Here is a 23,051-nt window from a genome sequence, read left to right as displayed (position 1 = left end):
GCTACCTCAGGCCGCAGCGGCGGCCTGGGCGGCGCCCGCATGGTGATGAAGCCAGCGGATCATGTCCGAATGCCTGACCACGCCAACGAGCCGCCTCGCGTCGTCCATGACGGGAATGTCGTGATAGGCGTGCTCGATGAAGATCGGCACCAGATGCGCGAGCGGCGTGGCCCGATGGACCGCGTGCACGCCGGCCGCCATCACCGCCTCGACCGTTTCCTCCACGCGCGCCGACTCGCGCAGCACCGCGCGGCGCAGTGCATTCCAGAATCGCTCGATGCCGGCCGCCTGCACGAGATCGCCGAGCGCGTGATGCGTGACGACGCCAACCACGCGGTCCATGGCGTCGACCACGGGCAGCGTCGAAGCGCCGTGGCGGCGGAACATGTCGTGCGCCGCCCGCGCCCCCATTGTTGCGGGCACAGCGGGACAGCCAATCGACATGATTTCCTCACAAGTTAGTTGTTCGAACGACTTTTGCGGAACGTTCAGCGGCTGCAATCGATGTTGCGAGAGCGCAGCAAGCGGCATGGCAGCGGCTTGCTGCGGAGCACGAAACGCGGCGCGCGGATAGCGGTGTCCGGTCAGCGCGTGGAAGGCGAGCGCAGCGCTCAGCAAGGCGAAGGACTGGAACGCGATCGGCGCAAGCACGAAGTGAAAGCCGAGTGCGTGCACAGCGGGACCGCCGAGCACGGCCGTGAGCGCGACCGCGCCTGAAGGCGGATGTACGCAGCGGCACAGGAACATCGCGCAGATCGCGAGCGCCACGGCGACGGAAGCCGCCGCGATGGGCGACGCGATCCATTGCGCGCACGCCACGCCCACCAGCGCGGAGACGAAGTTGCCGCCAAGAATCGACCACGGCTGCGCCAGCGGGCTGTCCGACGCGCCGAAGAGCAGCACCGCGGAGGCGCCCATGGGCGCCACGAGCAACGGAATATCGCCCGCCGCGCCGAATATCAAATGGGTTGCGAGCCCAGCGAACGCGATGCCGATCATCGCCCCGCCGCAGCGCCGCACGCGTTCGCCCCACGGCGGCGCCGCCGGGTTGGGCACGAAACTCGTCAGCCATTCGGTGAGCGTGGCGCGGGTCATAGCGGGGCTTGCTGGTCGGTATGTCAGCCAGAATACCGACGCCCGCCGAATATCAACAATTGATATTTCTGAGCGCATATATAATTCATTCTGTATGCATGTTTGGAGCCGCCACGTCGCTCAGTGTGCCTTTGCGCTAACCTCAGAGGGCTTGCGGGCTGCCTAGTCAGTGCCGCCGCCCCGAGTGCCAGCCTTTCGGACAGGGCAATCGATGGCTTTGAATTACTTTGGACTGCCATGCTTGTTCACCATCTGGCGACCGTTGCGATGATTGGCATTCTGCTTTTCATTGCAGCGTTTCTGATCGGCGGGCGCAATAATCACGCGCCGCCATTGCGCAAACAGCACGTATACGAATGAACGCACGCATCGCGAGGCATGAAAGGATAGCCATCCGGCGGCCCGGATGATTAACACGCGCACTGCACGCAATGCCGCCATCACAGGAAAGCGAATCGTCGCTTTCTAAATTTGTTTTCATCTGGAGTGCGCCGCAACTTAAATCATGCGTTCCGATTGGCCACCGATAATGCCTTCCAGTTTCAGCACTGCGAGGAACGCAATATGCAAAAGCCGATGTCGATCGAACTCGTCAACGAATACGGCCAGCACGCGGTTTGTGTGCAGATAGGCTCTCAGGTTGCGCTGCTCGACACGCCCGATGTCGATGGCCTGATCGAAGAACTCAGCAAGCTGCGCGCGCACATGCAGCCTGCGGTACCCGAGCAGCCTTTGCGCTCGCATCAATACGTGCTCGAGATCGATCCGTGCTGGTACACGGAACGCAATCCCCTTTTCGACGGCACCGTCGTGTTTCTGCGCCATACCGGTCTCGGCTGGGCGGGTTTCGCGATTCCCACCGAAAGCGCGCATCGCCTCAAGGCCGCGCTCTCGGCGCACGAAGCCGCCGCGCAGCGCGACGCGCAGGTCTTCGCGCAAGCACTGCCTAATTAGGCGCGCTTCGCGCCGCTTCATTCTTCCCGTCCGATCACGCATGCAGCGTGTACGAAACGTCGCCGCTGTGTGCGGCGTCGATGCCCGCGCTCGGCCTCGTGCCGGCGCGTCTGCCCAGGAATATCGCCCATGAACCAGCTCCAAGCCATGCGTGTATTTACGCGCGTTGTCGATCTGAGCAGCTTCAACCTTGCCGGCAAGCAGCTCGGCATGTCGGCTGCGGCCGTCACGCGCAGCGTCGGTATGCTCGAAGCGCATCTGAACATGCGCCTCTTGAACCGCTCGACACGCAGCCTTTCGCTCACCGAAGCCGGACGTCTGTATCTGGAGGGTTGTCGTGCCGTGATCGAAAAGCTCGATGAAGTCGAGTCGGAACTCGTGCGCGCCACGCGCGACCCGAGCGGCGTGCTGCGCATCGCCGCGCCTGCCGTGTTCGCAAGTTCCGGACTCCCCGCCGTGCTCGGCGCGTATCGCGCAATCAATCCGCGCGTGGAATTCGACGTGACGGCCTATGACACGCACATCGACCTGATCGAAGGCGGCTTCGACGTGTGCTTCGCTACCGACCGCCAAAGCGTAAACGCCTCACTCGTGAGCCGCAAGCTCACTTCAATCAAGGAGATGCTCGTGGCCACGCCTGCGTGGCTCGCGCGCCACGGCATGCCGCGCAATCCTGCCGAACTCGCCGGGCACGGCCTGCTCGCGATTTCCAATGCGCCGCGCCACTGGGAGTTCTCGAACGCCGAGGGCGTGCAGCGCATCAACGTGACCGGCCCGATGACGGCCAACGGCTACGCGACCGTGCGCGCCGCCGCGCTCGCGGACATGGGCATCGCACTGCTGCCGCTCCCGCTCGTGGTCGACGACCTCGCCCGCGGCGCCCTCTTGCCCGTACTGAACGCGTTCGACGTGAACGGCGGCGTGCAGCACATCTCGATCGTCTATTCCGGCCGCAACTACCTCACGATGAAGATCCGCAGCTTTATCGACTTCGCGGTCGAGCAGTTCCGCACGAACGCGGCGCAGACACGGCCCGCGCCGACGCCGCTGCGCGCAGTTGCCTGATACTGCCCGATGTTTTTAGTTCTTTTCGTCACAACGGGTGCAAAGCCATGCCCAGAATACTAACCATTGAAGACGATGCCGTTACCGAGCGTACTGTCGTGCCCACGCTCGCCTCCACCGGCTTCACCGTGGACGTGGCCCGCTCTGGCCGCGAAGGCATTGCGATGGTCATGGCGGGCGACTATGACGTCGTCGCGCTCGAACGGCGCCTGCCCGACCTCGACGGTCTCACGATCGTCACCACCATGCGCGGCGTGGGTATCGAAACACCGGTGATCGTGATGAGTTCGACCACGGGCGTCGAGGAACGCATCCAGGGCTTGCGGGCGGGCTGCGACGACTACCTCACACGGCCGTTTTCGATCGACGAGATGTCTGCGCGCGTCGAAGCGCTCGTACGTCGGCGCACGCGCCCCGCCACGACGGAAACCGTGCTGCGCGTAGGGCCGCTCGAACTCGATCTCGTCAAGCGGCGGCTCAGTTGCCGCGACAACGTGCTGCGCCTGCGTCCCACCGAGTTGCGCGTGCTCGAATTCATGATGCGCCACGCGGGCCAGGTACTCACACGCACGATGATCTTCGAAGGCGTGTGGGGCGGCCGCTTCGACCCCGGCACCAACCTCGTGGATGTTCACGTGGGACGCCTGCGCAATCGCGTGGACACGCCCGGCCAACCTTCGCTCATCCGCACGATACGCGGCTCGGGTTATCTGCTCGGCTGACGCAATCTCCAATATTGCTGCCGCTCTCTCAGCTTCGCCTCATTTCGTAGTCCTTGAAGCATCATGAGACCGGCATGCAGCTAAATCTTTTTTCATTTGCCTGGCTCCCGCGTGTTAGGACGCGCCCGACACAATACCGGCGTCGGCTGCCCCACGCGTGGCGCGCAGCCTGACGCCTGAACGGAGCCCCATCTGATGCTGAAAATCGTCCGGCTAGCCTTGAACCGTCCTTATACGTTCATCGTGCTGGCTCTCCTGATCCTGATCGCGGGCCCGCTCGCAGCGCTACGCACGCCTACCGATATCTTTCCCGACATTCGCATTCCCGTCATCAGTGTCGTGTGGAACTACGCGGGCCTGCAACCCGACGACATGGCGGGTCGCATCGTCAGCTACTACGAGCGCACGCTAGGCACCACTGTCAACGACGTGGCGCATATCGAGTCACAGTCGTTTCGCGGCTACGGCGTGGTGAAGATCTTCTTCCAGCCGACCGTCGACATTCGCACGGCCACCGCGCAGGTCACTTCGGTTTCGCAAACAGTGCTCAAGCAGATGCCGCCCGGCACCACGCCGCCGCAAATTCTCAACTACAACGCGTCCACGGTGCCGGTGCTGCAACTCGCGCTCACGAGCAACACGCTCGACGAGCAGAAGCTCGCCGACTACGCGACCAACTTCATCCGGCCGCAACTGCTTTCCGTGGCAGGCGTCGCGATTCCCACGCCCTATGGCGGCAAGGTGCGCGAGGTGCAAATCGACCTCGACCCGCAAGCGCTGCAGGCGAAGAAGCTTTCGGCGCAAGACGTGGCTACCGCGCTCGCGCAGCAGAACCAGATCATTCCCGCCGGCACGCAGAAAATCGGCCGCTACGAATACAACGTCCGCCTGAACAATAGCCCGCTTACCATCGACCAGCTCAACGCGCTGCCCATCAAGACCGTGGGCAGTGCGGTGATCTATATGCGCGACGTGGCTCACGTTCGCGACGGCTATCCGCCGCAATCGAATATCGTGCGCGTGGACGGCCACCGCGCCGTGCTCATGAGCATTATGAAGAACGGCTCGGCTTCGACGCTCGACATCATTGCCGGCGTGAAAGCGAAACTGCCCCTCATCGAGCAGTCGTTGCCGCCCGGACTCAAGCTTGTTGCGCTCTCCGACCAGTCGGTGTTCGTGAAGGGCGCCGTGAGCGGTGTCGCGCGCGAAGGCTTGATTGCGGCCGCGCTGACCTCGGCGATGATCCTGCTCTTTCTCGGCAGCTGGCGCTCGACGCTCATAATCGCAGCCTCGATTCCGCTCGCCGTGCTCGCCGCAATTGCGGGGCTTGCCGCGTGCGGCGAAACACTCAACGTGATGACGCTGGGCGGTCTCGCGCTCGCGGTGGGCATTCTCGTGGACGACGCAACGGTCACAATCGAGAACATCAACTGGCACCTGGAGCAAGGCAAGGACGTTCGCAGCGCGATTCTCGACGGCGCCGCGCAAATCGTCATGCCAGCGCTCGTTTCACTGCTTTGCATCTGCATTGTCTTCGTGCCGATGCTGCTGCTCGACGGCATTGCGCGCTTCCTTTTCGTGCCCATGGCCGAGGCCGTGATCTTCGCGATGATCGCCTCGTTCGTGCTCTCGCGCACCTTCGTGCCGATGATGGCCCGCTATCTTCTCAAACCGCACGCTTCGCAAGGTCATGCTTCGGGCGAGCTGGCCGCCGTCATGGCGCCGCATGGCGCTCACGGCCGCATGCCACCCGCGCGCAATCCGCTGGTGCTGTTTCAACGCGGTTTCGAGCAACGCTTCGAGCGCGTGCGCGCGGGCTATCGCGTCGTGCTCGGACTCGCGCTCACGAACCGGCGGCGCTTTGTCGTGGGCTTTCTCGCTATCGTCGCGCTCTCGTTCGCACTCACGCCGTTCCTTGGCCGCAACTTCTTCCCCGATATCGATTCCGGTGAAATCGCCCTGCACGTGCGCGCGCCTATCGGCACGCGCGTGGAGGAAACCGCCGATCTGTTCGACCATATCGAAGACACCGTTCGCGAGGCCATTCCGCCCGATCAGCTCACCAGCGTGATCGACAATATCGGACTGCCAAACAGCGGTATCAACCTGACTTACAACAACAGCGGCACGATCGGGCCGCAGGATGGCGACATCCTGATCTCGCTCGCAAAGTCACACGCGCCCACCGCGCAATATGTGCGCGAGTTGCGCACGGAGCTGCCGCGCCGCTTTCCGGGCACGACGTTCTCGTTCCTGCCTGCCGACATCGTGAGCCAGATTCTCAACTTCGGTTCACCCGCGCCGATCGACGTGCAGGTGAGCGGACCGAATCAGGCCGCGAACAAGGTCTTTGCGAATGAGCTGCTGCACAAGATCGCGAGGATTCCCGGCATTGCCGACCCGCGCATCCAGCAGGCGTCGACTTATCCGCAGCTCACGGTGGCCGTCGACCGCTCGCGTGCGGATGAACTCGGCATTACCGAGCAAGACGTGACCAACTCGGTGGTCGCGAGCCTTTCCGGCACGAGCCAGGTGTCGCCCACTTACTGGCTCAACCCCAAGAACGGCGTGTCCTACCCCATCGTCGCGCAAACACCGCAATACCGCATGACCACACTTTCCGACCTCCAGAATCTGCCGGTTACGGGCAAGAGCGGCAGCTCTCAGATTCTTGGCGGCATCGCCACGATTACACGTGGCGTGAGCGATGCCGTCATCTCGCACTACAACATCGAACCGCTCTACGACATCTACGCGACCACGCAGGGTCTCGATCTCGGCGCCGTCTCGTCGCAGATCGACACCGTGATTCACGCGAGCGCCAAGGACTTGCCGAAGGGTTCGACAGTCACCATGCGCGGCCAGGTGCAGACCATGAACAGCGCGTTCACGGGTCTTCTGCTCGGGCTCGCCGGCGCCGTGGGGCTCATCTATCTGCTGATCGTCGTGAACTTCCACTCGTGGAGCGATGCGTTCGTGATCGTGAGCGCCCTGCCCGCCGCGCTTGCCGACATCGTGTGGATGCTGTTCACCACGCACACGCCGCTCTCCGTGCCCGCGCTCACCGGCGCGATTCTCTGCATGGGCGTGGCGACCGCGAACAGCATTCTCGTGGTGTCGTTCGCACGCGAGCGTCTTGCCGTCACCGGCGACGCCATGCGTGCCGCGCTCGAAGCGGGTTTCACGCGCTTTCGCCCCGTGCTCATGACGGCGCTCGCCATGATTATCGGCATGGCGCCGATGGCGTTCGGCATGGGCGACGGCGGCGAGCAGAATGCGCCGCTCGGCCGCGCCGTGATCGGCGGGCTGCTCTGCGCGACCTGCGCAACGCTGCTGTTCGTGCCCGTGGTGTTCAGCCTCGTGCACAAACGCGCGAATGGCAAAGACGGCCACCATAAAAATAGTCAGCAAACCGAATCATCTACGAATCAACCTGCCCTCGAATCGGGAGAAGCCCATGTCCACTGAAATCGACATCGCCTCGCCGCAGCCGCTGCGTCACCTGAAGTCCACTGCGGCGATCGCGCTCATGGTCGCGGCCGGCATCGTGTCCGGCGGCATCTTCAGCCGTGTGCACGCGCACCAGGAACTCGCCACGTGGACCGACGCGCAGGCCATTCCCACTGTTGCCACCGTGCAGCCACAAGCGAGCCCGGCGTCGCAGCCGCTCGTGCTGCCGGGGCGTCTGGCCGCTTACATCAACGCGCCCATCTATGCACGCGTGTCCGGCTATTTGCACGCGTGGTACGCCGATATCGGCACACACGTGAAGGCGGGCCAGCTGCTCGGCCTGATCGACACGCCCGACCTCGACCAGCAGTTGCAGCAGGCGCGCGCCGATCTACAGAACTCCGTCGCCAATGAAAAGCTCGCCGCCACCACCGCGAAGCGCTGGACCGAGATGCTCAAGCAGGACTCGGTCTCGCAGCAGGAGGCCGACGAGAAAACCTCCGACCTGATCGCGAAGCAGGCTACCGTAGAGGCCAACGAGGCCAACGTGCGGCGGCTCGAGGCGCTCGAGTCATTCAAGCGCATCACGGCGCCGTTCGATGGCATCGTCACCGCACGCAAGACCGACGTGGGCGCGCTGATCGACGCGGGCAGCGGCAGCGGCCCCGATCTCTTCACCGTCTCGGACGCGGGCCAGTTGCGCGTGTACGTGAGCGTGCCGCAAAGCGACGCCGCCTCGATCAAGCCAGGCATGCGCGCCACGCTCACCGTGCCCGAACGCCCAGGCGTAAAGTTCGACGCCAAGCTCGTGGACACCGACCAGTCGATCTCGCCTGCTTCGGGCACGATGCTCGTGCAGCTCGCCGTGGACAACAAGCAGGGCCTGCTCTTCCCCGGTGAGTACACCGAAGTCCATCTCGCGATGCCCGGCGACTCGCACGCGCTCTTTGTGCCCGCGAGCGCGCTGATCTTCCGCGCGCACGGCATGCAGATCGCCGTCGTGGACGCGCATCAGCACGTGCAGTTGCGCGACGTGACGATCGGCACCGATCTCGGCACGCGCGTGGAGATCACGGCCGGCCTGCATGCGGGCGAACGTGTGATCGACAATCCTCCGGATTCGCTCGCGAGCGGCGACCGCGTGCGCCTCGCGTCCGCCAACGCGCCAGGCGCGCAATCGACGCAGACGGCAGCCGTGCACGACGCGGAGCGTGCGCATGGTTAAGCCGTCTGTGCGTGCGCAACCGTTGCGCGCCGCTGCGCTCGCGGCGGCCCTGTTGCTCTCGGCGTGCTCATTCGCGCCCACGTATCACGCGCCCGCCACGGCCATACCCACGCACTTCAAGGAAGCGGGCGGCTGGCAGACGGCGCGCCCCGCCGACCAGCTTCCGCGTGACGGCTGGTGGCGCGCGTTCGACGACCCCGTGCTGAATCAGCTCGAGCCGCAGGTTGCGAAGGCAAATCCGAACGTTGCCGCCGCGCTCGCGCGCCACGACGAAGCCGATGCCCTCGTCGCGCAGGCGCGCTCCGCGTTGCTGCCGAGCGTCGGTGCGCAAGCGAACGTGTCGCGCGAGCGCCAGTCGGCGCTGCGTCCGCTGCGCGGCTCGGATCAGCCGAACGTGTACAACTCGAACACGCTCGACGTGGGGATCGGCTACGACCTCGATCTATGGGGCAAGGTGCGCAACGAGGTGAAGGCCGGCGAGGCGTCGAGCGTAGCCAGCGAAGCCGACATCGCTTCGCTGCAATTGAGCCTGCAAGCGAAACTCGCCACCACGTGGTTCGACCTGCTCGGACTCGACCAGCAGTCGAAGCTGCTCGACGACACCATTGCCGCCTATCGTCATGCGCTGGAGCTAACCGAGAGCCGCCATCGCGGCGGCATCGCTTCTTCGCTCGACGTTTCGCGCGCGCAAACGCAGCTCGCCTCCGCGCAGGCCGCAGCGGACGACGTAAGCGCGCGCCGCGCACTCTACGAGCACGCCATCGCCACGCTTATCGGCGTACCGGCTTCACAGTTCAACGTCGCGCCGGACACGATCCGCCCGCATATGCCGAATCTGCCCGCGGGATTGCCATCGTCGCTTCTGGAGCGGCGGCCCGACATCGCCGCCGCGGAGCGGCGCGTCGCCGCCGCCAACGCACAGATCGGCGTGGCGAAGGCCGCGTTCTTCCCCGATCTTTCGCTCGGGCTGGACGGCGGCTTCCAGAGCGACACATTCTCGCCGTGGATCGTCGCGCCCAACGAAATGTGGTCCATCGGTCCCACGCTGATGATGACGATCTTCGACGGCGGCCGTCGCGCGGCGGTCGTGCGCGGCGCGCAGGCGAAGCTTGCCGAAAACGGCGCGCAGTACAAGGCAACGGTTCTCAATGCGTTCCAGCAGGTCGAGGACAACCTCGCGCTGCTGCACCATCTCGGCGACGAAGCGCAGCGCGAAGACGAGGCGCTCACGGCGGCGCAGCGCACGCTTACGCTTTCGATGTCGCGCTACCGCGACGGCGTGGTCAGTTACCTCGACGTCGTGACGGCGCAAACGACCGAACTCTCCACGCAGATCTCCTCGCTGGAACTGGACACCCGGCGCCTCGATGCCACCGTGGGCCTCATACAGGCAATAGGCGGCGGCTGGAGCACGCAAGACCTGCATGAGGACAAGGCGGCTTCCTGAGCGCCTCTGAAGCGGCCTTAGCCGCTTTGATTATCACCACTAGAACCCCGCCCTCGCGCGGGGTTTTTCCTTTCACCGAATCCTCTCAGGCTGATAAACATTTCTTCATGGTGCTGCATCGGGTTCGATAGGGTGACCTAACTATTCTACTCACACCGGGATGCGGTTTATCGCATTCGCTAACCGGCTAACCGATCTCACTCCTGGAGGAATAGTCACATGAAGGCTCTCATGATCATCGCTGCGCTCACCGGTGTCGTTGCCACCACGTCCGCCTTTGCGCAAACCTCGGCACCGACGGCCGGCACGCAGGCCAGCCAGGCCGCCGCCGCCACCCAGGTCGCATCGAACGACACGGCCCCCACGGTTGCGCCCGGCGGATGGGTAGCGCCTTATGGGCAAGCGGTGCACGAAAAGACGCGTGCGGAGGTCTACCACGAGCTCGTTCAGGCCGAACAGGACGGTCAGCTTGCATACCTGAACTCCACGCTTTACGCGCACTGAGCACGACTGGCGGGGCTTTTCGAGCATGAGCGAGCGGCACGCATTCAGCGTGCCGCTCGCTTTTTGATGTTAACAAACGCACGCGCGTGGATGCGGATAGGTAACCGGTTCCCACAAACGGTTACCTCAGCGCGCGTCTCGATCGGACGAGGGCGACGTCAGTTGATAGCCGTAGCGGCTGATGGTTTCGATACGCACGTCCATACCCTGGCGCGCGAGCTTGCGCCGCAGCCGCGACACGACGAGATTGACGGTCGAAGCATCGATGTCGTCCTTCTCGGGCCACGCATAGCGGATCATGTGGTCACGCGGCACGGGCATATTCGTCTGACGCAGCAGGCATTCGACGAGCAGGTACTCGCGGCGCGTGAGGTCCGCGCGGCGCGCGCCCTCCACGATCTCGCGCGTACCCGCATCGAGTTGTGGCGCGTTCTGGACGCTCCGGGCGCCGCTTGCGGTCTGCACGGCCTGCGCGGGCTGTCCACCCTGCGCGCCGCCGCATGCCGCCGTGGTGCGCAATAGCGCGAGCATGCGCTCGTGCATCTCGATGAACGAGAACGGGTAACGAAAGCACGCGTCGGCGCCCGCACGCAGCACCTTCGAGCGCTCGCTCGCGCTCGCTGCGATGCCGAGCACGGCGATGATCGTCGCTCCGCTTGTGACCTTCGAGAGTCCAGGAAGGATGCCGTGCAGCGCAGGCAGCAGCGCGCCGTCGAGCGCCATGACGATCACCGCGTCGAAGGGCTCTTCGCCTGCGACGAACCATCCGTCGCGCAGGTCTTCCGCGCGCTGCAGGCTATGTGCGCTTTCCTGCAGGGCCTTCTGAAGCCAGGCGCCTTCGGCGTGAATCGGGGAGATGAGGAGGATGCGCATGACTGCGGGTGCCTGGCGGCTGGTCGGCAGGTATCAGGCGAGCGAGCGCGGCCAGCATTCCACGCTCATTCGCGTGCCGGGGCCGCCCGGCTTCCCGAGCTCTTGTGCATCGTCGATACGTAGCGTGAAGTCGTGAACACGCATCACGGCCGCCACGATAGAAAGCCCCAGACCCGAACCGGCGACATGACGCACAGCCTCGCCGCGATAGAAGCGTTGCAGGACCGCCGCGCGCTCGCCAGGCGCAATGCCGGGGCCGTTGTCCGCCACTTCGAGCAAGGGGCCGAGCGGCGTGGAACGCAACGTGACGCTCACCGCACCGCCTTGCGGCGCGAACTTGATGGCGTTGTCGATAAGATTGTTGAACGCCTCGAAGAGCAGCGCGCGGTCGCCATGAATCTCGGCAACGGGCTCAGCCGCGATGCGCCATTCGAGTTCGCGGCTCTCGGCGAGCGGCTCGTAGAGTTCGGCGAGTTCCTGCACCAGTTCGTGCAGGTCGACGGTCGCAAAGCCGCCACGCCTTTGCAGCGTGCCGATCTCGGAGATGCGCAGCATGGCCCGGAAGCGTTCGAGCAGTTGCCCGGTTTCGGTGCGCGCCTGATCGAGCAGCACCGCGCCGGCGGCGTCGCCGCGCACGCTGTCGCGCTCGGCCACGCGCGCGAGCAGGGTATGCAGATGCACGAGCGGCGTGCGCAGGTCGTGCGCGATGCCGTCGCAAGCGCCCTTCACTTCGCCCATCAGCCGCTCCACTTCGTCGAGCATGTGATTCACGAGATGGGCGAGCATGTCGAGCTCGTCGTCGCCGCCCACCGGCAGGCGCCGGTCGAGGTCGCCGCGCGCGATGCATTCGGTCACGCGGCGAATTTCGCGCACGCGCCGGATCTGGCGCATGCCGAACACGAGACCGCCCGCCGCGGCGCCGAGCAACGCGAGCACGGCGCCCGCTGCGAGCGAACGCACCATGATCTTGCGAATGCGCAGCACGCTGGTCATGTCACGCGCGACAACAAGGTGCATGCCGCTCGGGCGCACCTCACCCATCGCGCGGACCACGGGCGATACGTCGCGGTTGAGCAGCTTCAGTGTATGGGCATGCGTGCTGCCTTCGCGCGTGTAGGTAAGGTGCGGCGGCGGCGCAAGCAGATCGCCCGCGACGTAGCGGCCGTCACTCGTAAAGAGTCCGTAGTAATTCACATGCATGTGCTCGTGTTCGAGCCGCTGATAGATCGCGTCGGGTAGCTGCGCATCGGGAATCGAGTCGAAATAGATGAGCTGCCAGCCCATGATCGTGTCGGCGTCGCGCTCGATGGTGGTGGTAGCCGTCCACGCAATGAAGCCAACGAGCAGCGTGAGAAAAACGCCGAACAGCGCCGTGTAGGCGCACAGCCAGCGAAACGTCGTGGTATGCCAGCGCCTGCGCAATTGCGCGGAAGCGGCGGAAGAAGTACGGCTCGACAAAGCGGGTTATCCGAGAATGTAGCCGGAGCCGCGCACGGTCTGGATGAGCGGCGGCACGCCCGGCGGATCGATTTTCTTGCGCAGGCGGCCCATGTGCACGTCGATCAGGTTGGTGCCCGGATCGAAGTGGTAGCCCCACACGGCTTCGAACAGCATGGTGCGTGTGATGGTCTTGCCTGCGTGGCGCATCATGAATTCGAGCACGCGATACTCGGTGGGGAGCAGCACGACTTCTTCGCCGTCGCGGCGCACCTTGCGCGAAATGAGGTCGAGTTCGAGCGGCCCCACGCGCAGCGCGGTCTCGCGCGCGACGCTCGCGGCCTGGCGGCGGCGCAGCAGCACTTCGAGGCGCGCGGTGAGTTCTTCGGGGTCGAAGGGTTTGGTGAGGTAGTCGTCGCCGCCCGCGCGCAGGCCGCGCACGCGTTCATCCACGTCGCCGAGCGCGCTCAGCATCAGCACCGGCGTCTGAATGCCGACCGTGCGCATGGCCGTGAGGATCGACAGACCGTCCACGCCCGGCAGCATGCGGTCGAGCGTAATGGCGTCGTATTCGTCGCTCATTGCGCGCGCCATACCGTCGCGGCCGTTGTCGACCCATTCGACGGCAAAGCCGCGCTGCGTCAGCTCGCTGACGATCTCGTTGGCTGTGACGGCATCGTCCTCCACCGTCAAAACGCGCACCTGACTCATCTTTCTCGCACTCCGTCGTGCCGGCCGCACGACTATTCAAGAGCCTCGAGTTTACCGTTGCGCCCACGCCGCGCCGCGATTCCTTTCATGAAATTAAATTTAAGTTTGCAAACGCAATACGGTCTCGCGCGCCCTTCGGCACTTACATATCGATTACACCGACGATTGGCTGGCGCGCGCGCAAGTCGAGTTGATAGCCGTAACGGTTCACAGTCTCGACGCTCGCGTGCGCGCCGTGCGACGCGAGTTTGCGCCGCAGGCGCGACACGACGAGGTTCACGCTCGAGGGCTCGACGTCGGCCTTGTCGGGCCACGCATAGCGAATCAGGTGCTCGCGCGCAACCGGCGCGCCCGCATGGCGCAGCAGGCATTCGACCAGCAGATACTCGCGCGTGGTGAGGGGCACGCGCCGAGCGCCTTCCACGAGGTCGCGTGTGGACGGGTCGAGGCGCACGAGCGGCGCGCTCGCGTGAACGAGCGCGCCGCGACGCAACGCGAGCATGCGCTCCTGGATCTCGAGAATGGACCAGGGTTGCACGAAGCACGCATCGGCGCCGGCGCGCAGAAGTCGCGCGCAGTCCGCGGGTGTCGCGCGCGCGAGCGCAACGACGATCGTCGGCGCGTCGCGCATGTGCGTGAGGGCCGCAAGCGCGGAGGCGATGCCGTCGTGCACCTCTGGCCCGGCAGCACAAAGGAACACCGTATCGAACGGTTCCTGCGACGCGAGATAAACGGCGTACTCGACGTTGTCTGCAATCTCGACGCTGTTCAAGCTCTCGCTCAGCGCCTTGTACAGGTAACTTCGCTCGGTCGCCGAGGACGAGCACAGCAGGAGCCTCATCGATCACGAGCCCGCTTGGCCATGCTGCGCTCGATGCGTCCAGCAGTCGATCGTGACGATCGCGCCGGGATTCGCCTCGCCAATCGCAAGGCGAAAGTCGTGCAGCCGCACGATCGCCGAGACGATGCCGAGTCCGAGGCCGGTGCCCGGGAGGTGACGCGTCCGCTCGCTGCGATAGAAGCGCCCTGACACCGCGGCGCGTTCGCCGGGCGCGATGCCGGGCCCGTTGTCGGCGATGACGAGCTGCGGTCCACACGAACCGGCGCGCAACTCGACCTTGACCGCGCCACCGCGCGGCGTGAATTTGATAGCGTTGTCGAGCAGGTTGCTCAACGCTTCGAAGAGCAGTGCACGGTCGGCGGGAATGGGTTCGACCGGCGCCAGAGAGACGTGCATGTCAATGGCTTTTTCCTCGGCAAGCGGCGCATAGAGTTCGCCTAGCTCGTGCACGAGATCCAGCAGGGCGACGCTCGAGAAGCCGCGGCGGCGATCCATCGCGCCAATTTCCGAAATACGCAGGAGCGCAGAGAAACGGTTGAGCACGGCATCGGCCTCCCCTCGCGCGCCAACGAGCACGCCGGCGAGAACCGCCTCGCCGCGCTGCTCCATGGCCTCGGCAGCGTGCGAGAGGCGCAGGCGCAATCGCGTGAGCGGTGTGCGCAGATCGTGGGCGATACCGTCGCATGCGCTTTTCACCTCGCCCATCAGACGCTCGACTTCATCGAGCATGCGGTTCACGAGATGCGCGAGCATGTCGAGTTCGTCGCGGCCGGCTACCGGCAGCCGCATCGCGAGGTCGCCGTCCGCGATTCCGCGCGTGGCGCGCTTGATCTGCGCGACGCGCCGGATCTGCCGCATGCTGAGCACGAGTCCGGCACACAGGCTGCCGGTGAGGCACAAGAGGCCGCCACCGAACAACGCCTTCAGCAGTTCGTCATGAACGTGGCGCACGTCGGAGAGCGTGCGCGCGACGACGAGGCGCGCGCCGTCGGGCCGAATCTCGCCCATGGCGCGCAGGGACGATCGCACGGAGCCAGGCTCGAGCGCGAGCGTCTGGCCGCGAGTGTGCTGGTGAGTTTGACCATAGTGTCCCAACGCAAGACCCGTTGGCATAACGCGGATATCGCCGGCAAGCCAGTGCCCGTCCGGTGCGAACAAGCCGTAGAAGTTGTCGCGCCGGTCCGCACGCGTGAGGCGCGCTTCGATCGCGCTGGCGAGACTCGCGTCGCTGCGCGAATCGAAGTACCGCAATTGCCAGCGCAGGCCGCTGTCGGTCTCCCGCATCATCGCGTGCGTCACGGAGTACTCGATGACGCCAAGCAGTGCCATGAACGCGAGCGAGAAGATCGCGGCGTACGCGGTGAACCAGCGGAACGTGGTCGTTTGCCAGTGGTCGCGGCCCATGTCCCGCACGTGCGGCGTTGCACGCGACGACGCCGGAACGAACAGACCACGCCCGAGCGCAACCCAGGCAGGCAGGTTCATCGGACGCCTCGCGTAAGCGCTGGCAAACCGTGCAAGGCCGGCATGCTTGCGGCCGCGCGCCGTGCGGGCGCTGCTTTCTCGCTGAGTGACATGGCTCCCCCTGATGGCTGACTGACGAACCGACGAACACGGATACGCTCGTGCCCGGCCATCATAGTGGCGCGCCCTCGACGCAACGGCATCATGGCAATGAAGAGCGCGTCATCTTCTTACTGCTGCGTGACGGGTACCTGTCATTTTGTCAATTCGTGCGTACGCGGGGTCCCGTGTGACTCACGCGTAGCGCAGATGAACTTTCTGTCATTCGGTTGAGCCCGATTCAGCACCAGCGCCTCCTTATCCTCGAATCCGCTTCTTCGCGCATTCGCGCCTTTTCATTTCGTTGCGGGTTCATCAAAAGGAGGATTCATCATGAAGTCATGGCTGAAGTTCGTATGGGTGCCATTTGTGGGAGCGGTGAGCGTAAGCGCGCTCGCCGCGCCGCATCTGACGCAGCGGGAATGCCACAGCTACCCGTTCGTCAAACCGGCCCACGAGGTCACGCATGCGGACCTGATGCGGGAACTGAGAGAACTCGAGGCGGTGGGTTACCAACCGCACGCCGAAGACGACAACTATCCGGCCGATATCGAAGCTGCAGAGCAACGTCTCGCGGATGTGTATCGCAGCGATTGCCGGCCGCAGCACACAGCCGCCGTGGTGACCTTTCCCGCGAATTCCGACTGATATCGGGTCGCCCGGCGAGCCGTAGGTCACCGATACGGTTTGTGCAGTGCACCTTAGCCGGATCTTTTCGAGCGTGAGGTGCTCGTTGGGCGCCGGCCCATGTGGACCTTCGGATGCTCCCATATCTGGTGACCTGAAACGGGTAACCGGAAATGGGATCAGCCATTGGTACACGAATGCGTTTTCCAGGTTGCTCGCTCCGGCGACCTGGGTTGAGGGCAAGTCGGGGACCGGTGGGGCGCTTCGCGCTCGCTCCGCTGGGTTTCGTAGTCATTCAGTCGGTCCCATAGGCTGTTACCTTGAACAAGGAAGCCCACCATAGCCGGAGACCCAACGCGCATTTTTGCCGATAAATCAGTGACCTAAGTCGGAGTCTGAAAGTTAGATCTGAAGAATAGGGGACTTAGGTAATGCGCTATGGTGGTTGCAGAGCGTTGATCTACAGGCTAGGTAACCAGGAATGGGGCCACGGAGGTTGGTGACCACTCACATGCATTAAGGTCCCCGGTTTTGGGAGACGTCTTTCTCATCGAACGCGTGTTTCAGTGTTTACCTATCACGCTTTAACAACTTTAGTAAACCTTTAGGCGCCGCAAACCCTTACCAGGCAAGGCTTTGCGGCCGATTTGGTGGCACGTTATGGGATTTGAGGTCCCGGGTATGGGAGTTTCGGGTTGTGGATATGGGACTTCGGTAGCCGACGATGGGGTTTACGGGTTGTGGATATGGGGGGAAGGTTGCCCGCTATGGGAAAAGAAGCGGTTTTCCCTTCAGGTCACTGTTTATGGGAGTCAGGGAAGGTATCCGGCAATGGGACGCCTTGCCTTGCGGGAGGACGTTTTACAGGGCCTCGCACCTGAATACAGGTAACCGGCTTTGGGAAGCTGCTTGGGTAACCTGTTATGGTGGCTTTTCGGGAGAGGAGTAACGGCGTCCTTGGGTCCAAATTTGTGCCCCCCGCGTGAATCCTCGCACGCAAAGAAGCTGGTTGGAGCAAGGTAACAGGCTATGGGACCTGCTAATGGTTACCTGTTATGGGAGGACGCGGGGATTTGTGAACCTCCAAGGGCGTATTTTTCGTTCGCATGGGTAGCCATTTGTGGGAGCGGCGTCAGGTCACCATTTATGGGCGCCGTGAACCTGCGGATGCTTGGCCGATGCGTTCCAGGGAACCACGCCGATAGCAACGCGAAAAATCCCATGGATGGGTACCTGTGGAGACCAAATTAGCAGAGTGAGTACTCACATCCTGCCTAAAGGTCACTGGATATGGGATAGTTTCCAGGACTCGGCGATGCAAAGGTCACCGGCTATGGGGGCGTGCGAGGGAGCGGGGCCGAGCGCTTCGGAGAGATTCCAGGTGGCCTTCGAGACGGGAAATCTGCAGCTGTCAATGCTCTACGCCCTTGGGTGTCGTACCGCGTCACGATTGCGCTTGCGGCCTTGAGTCACCTGATCGGTTGGTATACAGTTACCAACCGACCAGGTTCCCTTTCAACGTGGGTCATATGGCAAGAAAAAAGGCCGAAGCCGGCGACGCCGACAAACAAGGTGCACTCGTATTCCAGCAAGGCCAGCCGCCTGATCTGTTCCGCAAGGCCGTCCCGGCGATTCATATCGCCCCCAAGTCCGGGTCGATCAGCCTGCAGCAGCGCAAGATGTTCAGTTCGCTGATCAAGAACGCCATTCGCCAGGATTCCCTCGACCGCGGCCGCTCGTCGTTCGAGATCACGATCTCCGCCCTCTCCCAGGACGTCGATCTGAACAGCAACAACACCGAGTACGTCAAGGAGACGATCAACTCGCTGATCAGCACGGTCGTCAACTGGGACTACCTTACGCAGGACAAGCGCAGTATCTGGAAGGCGTCCGGTTTGCTTGCTGGCGCTGAGCTCGAGCGATCGGTATTGCGATACACCTTCTCCGAGCAGATTCGCGGCGAACTGCTCAATCCCGAGATCTACGCGATGATCGATATGCGCATCACGCGTCAGTTCAGGAAGGCGCATTCGCTTGCGCTTTGGGAGAACGTCGTGCGGTACGAGGCCGTGGGTGTGACCGCGCGCTTCCCGCTCGCGACGCTGCGCGATCTGATCCTTGGGCAAGATACTTCGGCGCAATCGTACAAGCTCTACAAGCAATTCAAGAGCCGTGTGCTGGTGCCGTGTATCAAGGAAGTGAACGAGATTTCGGATCACATGTTCGAACTCATCGAGCACAAGGTGGGACGCTCGGTTGTCGCCCTGCAGTTCCGTGTGACCCGCAAGCCGGAGACCGATCCGTCCCAGGAGCTGCGAGCAAACGAGACGCTGCTGATTGGCGAGATGTCGAAGTTCAGTATTCCGGTTTCCGAGGCTCGGCGCCTGCTCAAGCAGTACGGCGAAGCGAAGATTCGCACGGCAGTGGCGTATACCGCGGCGCGCGTCGCGCAGAAAAACGCAGCGCCGCTCGCGAATGTCGCGGCGTATTTCCGCAAGGCGCTGACAGAAGGTTACGAGTTGCCAGGTGCGAATGCCGCTGCGCCCGCCTCCGACGCGAGCCGCGCACGCGAAAGCCAGGATCAGGTGAAGGACCGCTATATCGCGGCGAAGATCAACGAGGCGCGCGCCTACTTCAATGAGCTTGAGTACGACGACCAGACTGCGCTGATCAAGCGCTATAACGAGACGGTCGGCATGGACAAGCTCAAGGTGTCGACGGCCAAGGTGCCAAGCAAGATGGCGTCGACGAACTTCTTCCGTTGGGTGGTGCTGGACACCTGGGGGCAACCGACTGCTGCCGACCTGCTCGAATTCCTGTTGAGCGGACAACAGGCGCCCGCGGCGGGCGAAGGCCAGCAGGCTGCGGAGATTGATCTTGCGTTGAAAGTACGGGACGAGTGAAGGTAATGATCGAAACAGGCGGCGGCTTCGGCCGCCGTTTTTTTTTCACTGACCCACGGCGAGTCGATGTAGGTCGTACATAAGTTAATTTGGCTAAATATAACGATCTAGAAATTGTAGTCAAATATATATTTCAAATCAGCTCTGTATTAGACAAACTCTCGTTCTATTCGTGGCGCCCTAGAATATCGGCTGCGAGCGTGCCTCCGAATGATGTTCGTACTTCGTCGTGCGTCGCCTGTGATGACTGGTACCGCACGATGAGGCCGTGCTGTTCGCCTTGATCTCCACGTGGAGAGTTGCTGTTTCGAACGAACAAGAACCTGCAGGTCGAGCTACATGCGTGCAATGGGCGTACCCGGTTGCTGACGCAATCTGCGCGGGGTGTCGCCTGTCCACGCACAAGTACTTTGCCCGGAATGCCCATTGAAGAATCTCCACGTGGAGATTCGATGATTTCATGTGGCGGCCGAATTGTTGTCCGGTTGCACGGTTCACGCTCACAGCACTGACTGGCTTAGTCGCAGGTCACTCTGATGAATCTCCACGTGGAGATTTGTGCGCCGATCCTCGATTCACTTGACCGGAGATTTCTCCCGTACTCTTGTGCAACTTCAGTCTTCGATCCACCGGCACTCGTTCATTGCACGATTATGCGAAGACGCTGCGCTTCGTCGATCTTCGATCTCCACGTGGAGATTGATCGCTGCCGTCGCTAACACATCACCAGCCCCAATCTGACCAACCGGCAATGCATCGCATTGTGTTCATTCCTTATCCGCTCGGCCAACTGGTTGTGAACTGGCAACGTCTGAGACGGAAATCCTAGAATTTACTTTAAGTTGCCGTTAGACTCTCGAATGACTTGCCGGAGTCTCCACGTGGAGAATGTGCCTGGGAGGCTTGTCCGCTGTTGAACAATTGGATGGAGAAACGAATGGGTCTCGTGATAGCCGTAGCGAACCAAAAAGGTGGAGTTGGGAAAACCACCACCAGCATGAATCTGGCTGGGGCATTTCAGGCGGAAGGCTATAAGGTCTATGTAGCCGATGCCGATGGTCAGCAATCTTGCATGAGTTGGTGTGCCGCGGCAGGTCCCGAGACGCCTCTGCCGTTCCGCGTTGGCAGCATTCATAAGCTGGAAAAGATGATCGGGCCGGAAATCGCTGCGCTAGCGAACGACTACGACGTCGTCATCGTCGACTGTCCGCCCAATATCAACGATCTGACGACTGCGCGCGTTTTGGCCGTAGCGGACGCTACCGTCATTCCGACGGACGCATCGCCGATCGATATCTGGAGTAGCGAAGGGATGATGGAGTTGGTCGAGCGTACGCGCGTTGCCAATCCGGCTGGAAAATTCGCAATTTTGCTGAATAAATCTAATTCGAAAACGTTGCTGCACACGCAGATGAGCGCGATTCTCGCGGAAAGCAATGTCCGCGTGTTCTCGGCAACCATCAAGCAGCGAGAACTCTATCGCCAGGCAGCAGCGCTTGGCCGCACCGTCTTCGATGTGCGCGGCGTGCGCGGGGCGAAAGTCGCGAAGGACGAGATTAGCGCCGTCTACAACGAGATCATTGCGCTGGTTCAGGAAGAAGAAGAGGAGGTCGTCAATGGCCGCTAAGCTGAATTTCACCAGCAAGGTGCGCGCGGGCATGGCTGCCGAGCGTGTTTCGGCTGGCGAACGTCTCGCTGAAGCCGACGTTGTCAATATCGCGCAACGCGATGCCGGCGCGCCGAACGCCGCACTTGATACCGCCGACACGCCGGCCGCGCAGTCTGCTGAAATCGCCGAGGCGCCGCTTTCGCTGCATGCGGTTCGGAGAATTTCGGTCGAAGATGTCGTTTCCAATCCGTACAACCCGCGCGCGTTCTACAGCGCCGAGACGATCGACGAACTGGCTGAGAGCTTCGCGACACAAGGACAGATCACGCCTATCCTGGTCACGAAACTCGCGGCGTTTCCCGGCCAATATGTGATCGTCGACGGCGAGCGCCGTATTCGCGCTGCGCGCTCGCGCGGCGACAAGTTCATCGATGCCGATGTCCGCGAGGGTCTCGACAACCAGAACTTGTACCTGCGCGCTTATCACGCCAACAAGGAGCGCGAGGAGCAGACGGTATTCGACGATGCGCTCGCGTGGAAGAAACTGCTCGACGATCGTGTCTACGTCGACCAGGTCGAGTTGGGCGTGGCCGTTGGCGAAGACCCGAAGCATATCAGCAAGGTGATCGCGCTCACGTCGCTGCCGCCTTATCTGCTGCAACGGATGGCGCAGAATCGCAAGGATGTCGGGCTCGGACATGCGTACAACATCAAGCTGATCTTCGACCGGGCGGGCGCGACGGTCGCCGAGCATTGGCTTGCGCAGGTGATCGAAGGCAAGGCAAGCGTGCGCAAGCTCGAAGCGGCGGCCTCGGCGGAAGCGGGCGCGCGCAGCGTGGGACCGCGTCGTACGCATTACCAGTCACGCGTTCAGTTCAATCGTCCGGATGGCGTCGCATTGGGCGAGCTGAAGCTGTTTGGCGACGGGCGCGCGGAGTTGAGCCTCAAGGGCATTGCGCCCGCCGATCAGCAGCGCCTGGCCGAGCGCATGAAGGTCGTCATTGAGCAGTGGGCCTCGGAAATGGACGCATCTGAGGCGACCTGAGCATCGCCAGTATTTGGCTAACGGTGGCAGGGAAGGGCGTCGTCAGGCGCCCTTTTTCGTTGGTTCGGTTGTGCAATCGATGCACGCCACTTGAGCGGGGTCGAATCCGTGAAACAGAGGCGAAAAAATATAAGATCAAACATAACCGTTTATAATCAATGCATTAGATTACGTTTTCTAGAATGTTTCACGAAACATGCTAGCTGGAGTGAGATTAGAACGAGATTTTTACGCAGCTCACCGTGAAGATACTCACTCCAGGCAAAAAGCGTATCAAATGAAACGTAATTTGTAGTGCGTTGCGAAAGATCCAATTGTGAGGAATTGACAACACCCGTTCCCCCAGGTCATTCTTACAGACATGAACTGCCGCCTTTTCACGATTGCGCTGATTATTCGCACCATTCAACGAATGGTGGGTTAGCGTACGTCTGGCAGTAGTGACAACAACCCGCCCCAAGAGGCGGGTTTTTTGTTTCCGCCTCCTGGCCAAAACGAAAGTGAGTACAGGAGCCGTCATGCAGGTGTATCAAAGCCGTCCCGCCACCAAAGTCGCTGAAGCCACTGATTCCGCCCAGTCCCGCCGCGACGAAAACGACTACCTCCGGAAGATTCTCACGGCGCGTGTGTACGACGCCGCCCGCGAGACCGAACTCGAGCGCGCCCCGAACCTCTCGGCCCGCCTGCGCAACGCCGTGTTCCTCAAGCGCGAGGACAACCAGCCAGTGTTCTCCTTCAAGCTGCGCGGCGCGTATAACAAGATGGCGCACCTCTCTCCCGCGCAGCTGGAGCGCGGCGTGATCACCGCCTCGGCGGGCAATCACGCGCAGGGCGTGGCGCTTTCGGCGGCGAAACTGGGCGTGAAGGCCGTGATCTGCGTGCCGGTGACCACGCCGCAGGTGAAGGTCGATGCGGTGCGCGCCCACGGCGGTGCGACCGTCGAGGTCGTGCAGGCCGGCGAGTCGTACAGCGACGCCTAC

18 protein-coding genes are annotated in these 23,051 nt (G+C 62.7%); 12 read left to right on the top strand and 6 right to left on the bottom strand.

The window, feature by feature from the left end:
- Positions 1-6 precede the first annotated feature (6 nt).
- Positions 7-1,095, bottom strand: a complete 1,089-nt coding sequence (locus U5A65_RS37255; protein WP_321949381.1) for an HPP family protein — start codon at positions 1,093-1,095, stop codon at positions 7-9.
- A gap of 564 nt (positions 1,096-1,659) precedes the next feature.
- On the opposite strand from U5A65_RS37255, the gene U5A65_RS37250 reads away from it, so the two are divergent.
- The 7 genes from U5A65_RS37250 (at position 1,660) to U5A65_RS37220 (ending at position 10,462) form a co-directional block, all read left to right on the top strand.
- Entirely contained in the window at positions 1,660-2,049 is a 390-nt protein-coding gene (locus U5A65_RS37250; protein WP_321949380.1) for a hypothetical protein, read from the top strand.
- A 129-nt stretch (positions 2,050-2,178) separates the two neighbouring features.
- Positions 2,179-3,114 carry a LysR family transcriptional regulator gene (locus U5A65_RS37245; RefSeq protein ID WP_321916548.1) on the top strand — a complete coding sequence of 312 codons (936 nt, stop codon included), beginning with the start codon at positions 2,179-2,181 and terminating at the stop codon, positions 3,112-3,114.
- Positions 3,115-3,161: 47 nt separating this feature from the next.
- Positions 3,162-3,836 carry a response regulator transcription factor gene (locus tag U5A65_RS37240; RefSeq protein WP_321938967.1) on the top strand — a complete coding sequence of 225 codons (675 nt, stop codon included), beginning with the start codon at positions 3,162-3,164 and terminating at the stop codon, positions 3,834-3,836.
- Positions 3,837-4,031: 195 nt separating this feature from the next.
- Entirely contained in the window at positions 4,032-7,304 is a 3,273-nt protein-coding gene (locus U5A65_RS37235) for an efflux RND transporter permease subunit (protein ID WP_321949379.1), read from the top strand.
- Positions 7,294-8,511, top strand: a complete 1,218-nt coding sequence (locus tag U5A65_RS37230) for an efflux RND transporter periplasmic adaptor subunit (RefSeq protein WP_321949378.1) — start codon at positions 7,294-7,296, stop codon at positions 8,509-8,511. Before U5A65_RS37235 ends, U5A65_RS37230 begins: the two co-directional genes overlap by 11 nt.
- Entirely contained in the window at positions 8,504-9,958 is a 1,455-nt protein-coding gene (locus U5A65_RS37225) for an efflux transporter outer membrane subunit (RefSeq protein WP_321949377.1), read from the top strand. The genes U5A65_RS37230 and U5A65_RS37225 overlap by 8 nt, the downstream gene beginning before the upstream one ends.
- A gap of 219 nt (positions 9,959-10,177) precedes the next feature.
- Positions 10,178-10,462 carry a hypothetical protein gene (locus U5A65_RS37220; RefSeq protein WP_321949376.1) on the top strand — a complete coding sequence of 95 codons (285 nt, stop codon included), beginning with the start codon at positions 10,178-10,180 and terminating at the stop codon, positions 10,460-10,462.
- 126 nt (positions 10,463-10,588) lie between these two features.
- Here U5A65_RS37220 and U5A65_RS37215 read toward each other — a convergent pair whose 3' ends face one another.
- From U5A65_RS37215 to U5A65_RS37195, 5 genes are all read right to left on the bottom strand, one after another.
- A complete protein-coding gene (locus U5A65_RS37215; protein ID WP_321949375.1) occupies positions 10,589-11,335 on the bottom strand; it encodes a response regulator transcription factor in 747 nt (248 codons plus the stop codon).
- Positions 11,336-11,368: 33 nt separating this feature from the next.
- Positions 11,369-12,793: a HAMP domain-containing sensor histidine kinase gene (locus tag U5A65_RS37210; protein WP_321916556.1), complete on the bottom strand. Its 1,425-nt coding sequence runs from the start codon at positions 12,791-12,793 to the stop codon at positions 11,369-11,371.
- A gap of 6 nt (positions 12,794-12,799) precedes the next feature.
- The gene (locus U5A65_RS37205; protein WP_028208339.1) at positions 12,800-13,474 is read right to left on the bottom strand and encodes a response regulator transcription factor; all 675 of its coding nucleotides are present in this window, start codon (positions 13,472-13,474) and stop codon (positions 12,800-12,802) included.
- Between the two features lie 151 nt (positions 13,475-13,625).
- Positions 13,626-14,324, bottom strand: coding sequence for a response regulator transcription factor (locus U5A65_RS37200; protein WP_321949374.1), 699 nt, complete (start codon positions 14,322-14,324; stop codon positions 13,626-13,628).
- 3 nt (positions 14,325-14,327) lie between these two features.
- On the bottom strand, positions 14,328-15,809 hold the full coding sequence (locus tag U5A65_RS37195) for a HAMP domain-containing sensor histidine kinase (RefSeq protein WP_321949373.1): 1,482 nt from the start codon (positions 15,807-15,809) through the stop codon (positions 14,328-14,330).
- Between the two features lie 411 nt (positions 15,810-16,220).
- Between U5A65_RS37195 and U5A65_RS37190 the strand changes: the two genes are divergently transcribed.
- From U5A65_RS37190 to U5A65_RS37170, 5 genes are all read left to right on the top strand, one after another.
- Positions 16,221-16,535, top strand: a complete 315-nt coding sequence (locus tag U5A65_RS37190) for a DUF4148 domain-containing protein (RefSeq protein ID WP_321949372.1) — start codon at positions 16,221-16,223, stop codon at positions 16,533-16,535.
- Between the two features lie 1,508 nt (positions 16,536-18,043).
- A complete protein-coding gene (locus U5A65_RS37185; RefSeq protein ID WP_321949371.1) occupies positions 18,044-19,417 on the top strand; it encodes a replication initiation protein in 1,374 nt (457 codons plus the stop codon).
- Positions 19,418-20,354: 937 nt separating this feature from the next.
- Positions 20,355-21,044, top strand: a complete 690-nt coding sequence (gene parA / locus U5A65_RS37180) for a ParA family partition ATPase (RefSeq protein WP_158763032.1) — start codon at positions 20,355-20,357, stop codon at positions 21,042-21,044.
- Positions 21,034-22,071, top strand: coding sequence for a ParB/RepB/Spo0J family partition protein (locus tag U5A65_RS37175; RefSeq protein ID WP_321949370.1), 1,038 nt, complete (start codon positions 21,034-21,036; stop codon positions 22,069-22,071). The genes parA and U5A65_RS37175 overlap by 11 nt, the downstream gene beginning before the upstream one ends.
- A gap of 518 nt (positions 22,072-22,589) precedes the next feature.
- On the top strand, positions 22,590-23,051 hold a 462-nt coding region (locus tag U5A65_RS37170; RefSeq protein ID WP_321949369.1), incomplete at its 3' end, for a pyridoxal-phosphate dependent enzyme.

Origin of the sequence: Paraburkholderia sp. J10-1 (genome assembly GCF_905220165.1) — a bacterium.
GTDB lineage: Bacteria > Pseudomonadota > Gammaproteobacteria > Burkholderiales > Burkholderiaceae > Paraburkholderia.
This window is presented reverse-complemented; position numbering and strand designations above follow the sequence as displayed.

Coding starts and splice junctions, on each gene's coding strand:
- U5A65_RS37175 (WP_321949370.1), top strand. CDS start 21,034: ATGGCCGCTAAGCTGAATTTCACCAGCAAGGTGCGCGCGGGCATGGCT.
- U5A65_RS37255 (WP_321949381.1), bottom strand. CDS start 1,095: ATGACCCGCGCCACGCTCACCGAATGGCTGACGAGTTTCGTGCCCAAC.
- U5A65_RS37185 (WP_321949371.1), top strand. CDS start 18,044: ATGGCAAGAAAAAAGGCCGAAGCCGGCGACGCCGACAAACAAGGTGCA.
- U5A65_RS37220 (WP_321949376.1), top strand. CDS start 10,178: ATGAAGGCTCTCATGATCATCGCTGCGCTCACCGGTGTCGTTGCCACC.
- U5A65_RS37195 (WP_321949373.1), bottom strand. CDS start 15,809: ATGAACCTGCCTGCCTGGGTTGCGCTCGGGCGTGGTCTGTTCGTTCCG.
- U5A65_RS37235 (WP_321949379.1), top strand. CDS start 4,032: ATGCTGAAAATCGTCCGGCTAGCCTTGAACCGTCCTTATACGTTCATC.
- U5A65_RS37230 (WP_321949378.1), top strand. CDS start 7,294: ATGTCCACTGAAATCGACATCGCCTCGCCGCAGCCGCTGCGTCACCTG.
- U5A65_RS37190 (WP_321949372.1), top strand. CDS start 16,221: ATGAAGTCATGGCTGAAGTTCGTATGGGTGCCATTTGTGGGAGCGGTG.
- U5A65_RS37245 (WP_321916548.1), top strand. CDS start 2,179: ATGAACCAGCTCCAAGCCATGCGTGTATTTACGCGCGTTGTCGATCTG.
- U5A65_RS37250 (WP_321949380.1), top strand. CDS start 1,660: ATGCAAAAGCCGATGTCGATCGAACTCGTCAACGAATACGGCCAGCAC.
- U5A65_RS37240 (WP_321938967.1), top strand. CDS start 3,162: ATGCCCAGAATACTAACCATTGAAGACGATGCCGTTACCGAGCGTACT.
- U5A65_RS37200 (WP_321949374.1), bottom strand. CDS start 14,324: ATGAGGCTCCTGCTGTGCTCGTCCTCGGCGACCGAGCGAAGTTACCTG.
- U5A65_RS37225 (WP_321949377.1), top strand. CDS start 8,504: ATGGTTAAGCCGTCTGTGCGTGCGCAACCGTTGCGCGCCGCTGCGCTC.
- U5A65_RS37215 (WP_321949375.1), bottom strand. CDS start 11,335: ATGCGCATCCTCCTCATCTCCCCGATTCACGCCGAAGGCGCCTGGCTT.
- parA (WP_158763032.1), top strand. CDS start 20,355: ATGGGTCTCGTGATAGCCGTAGCGAACCAAAAAGGTGGAGTTGGGAAA.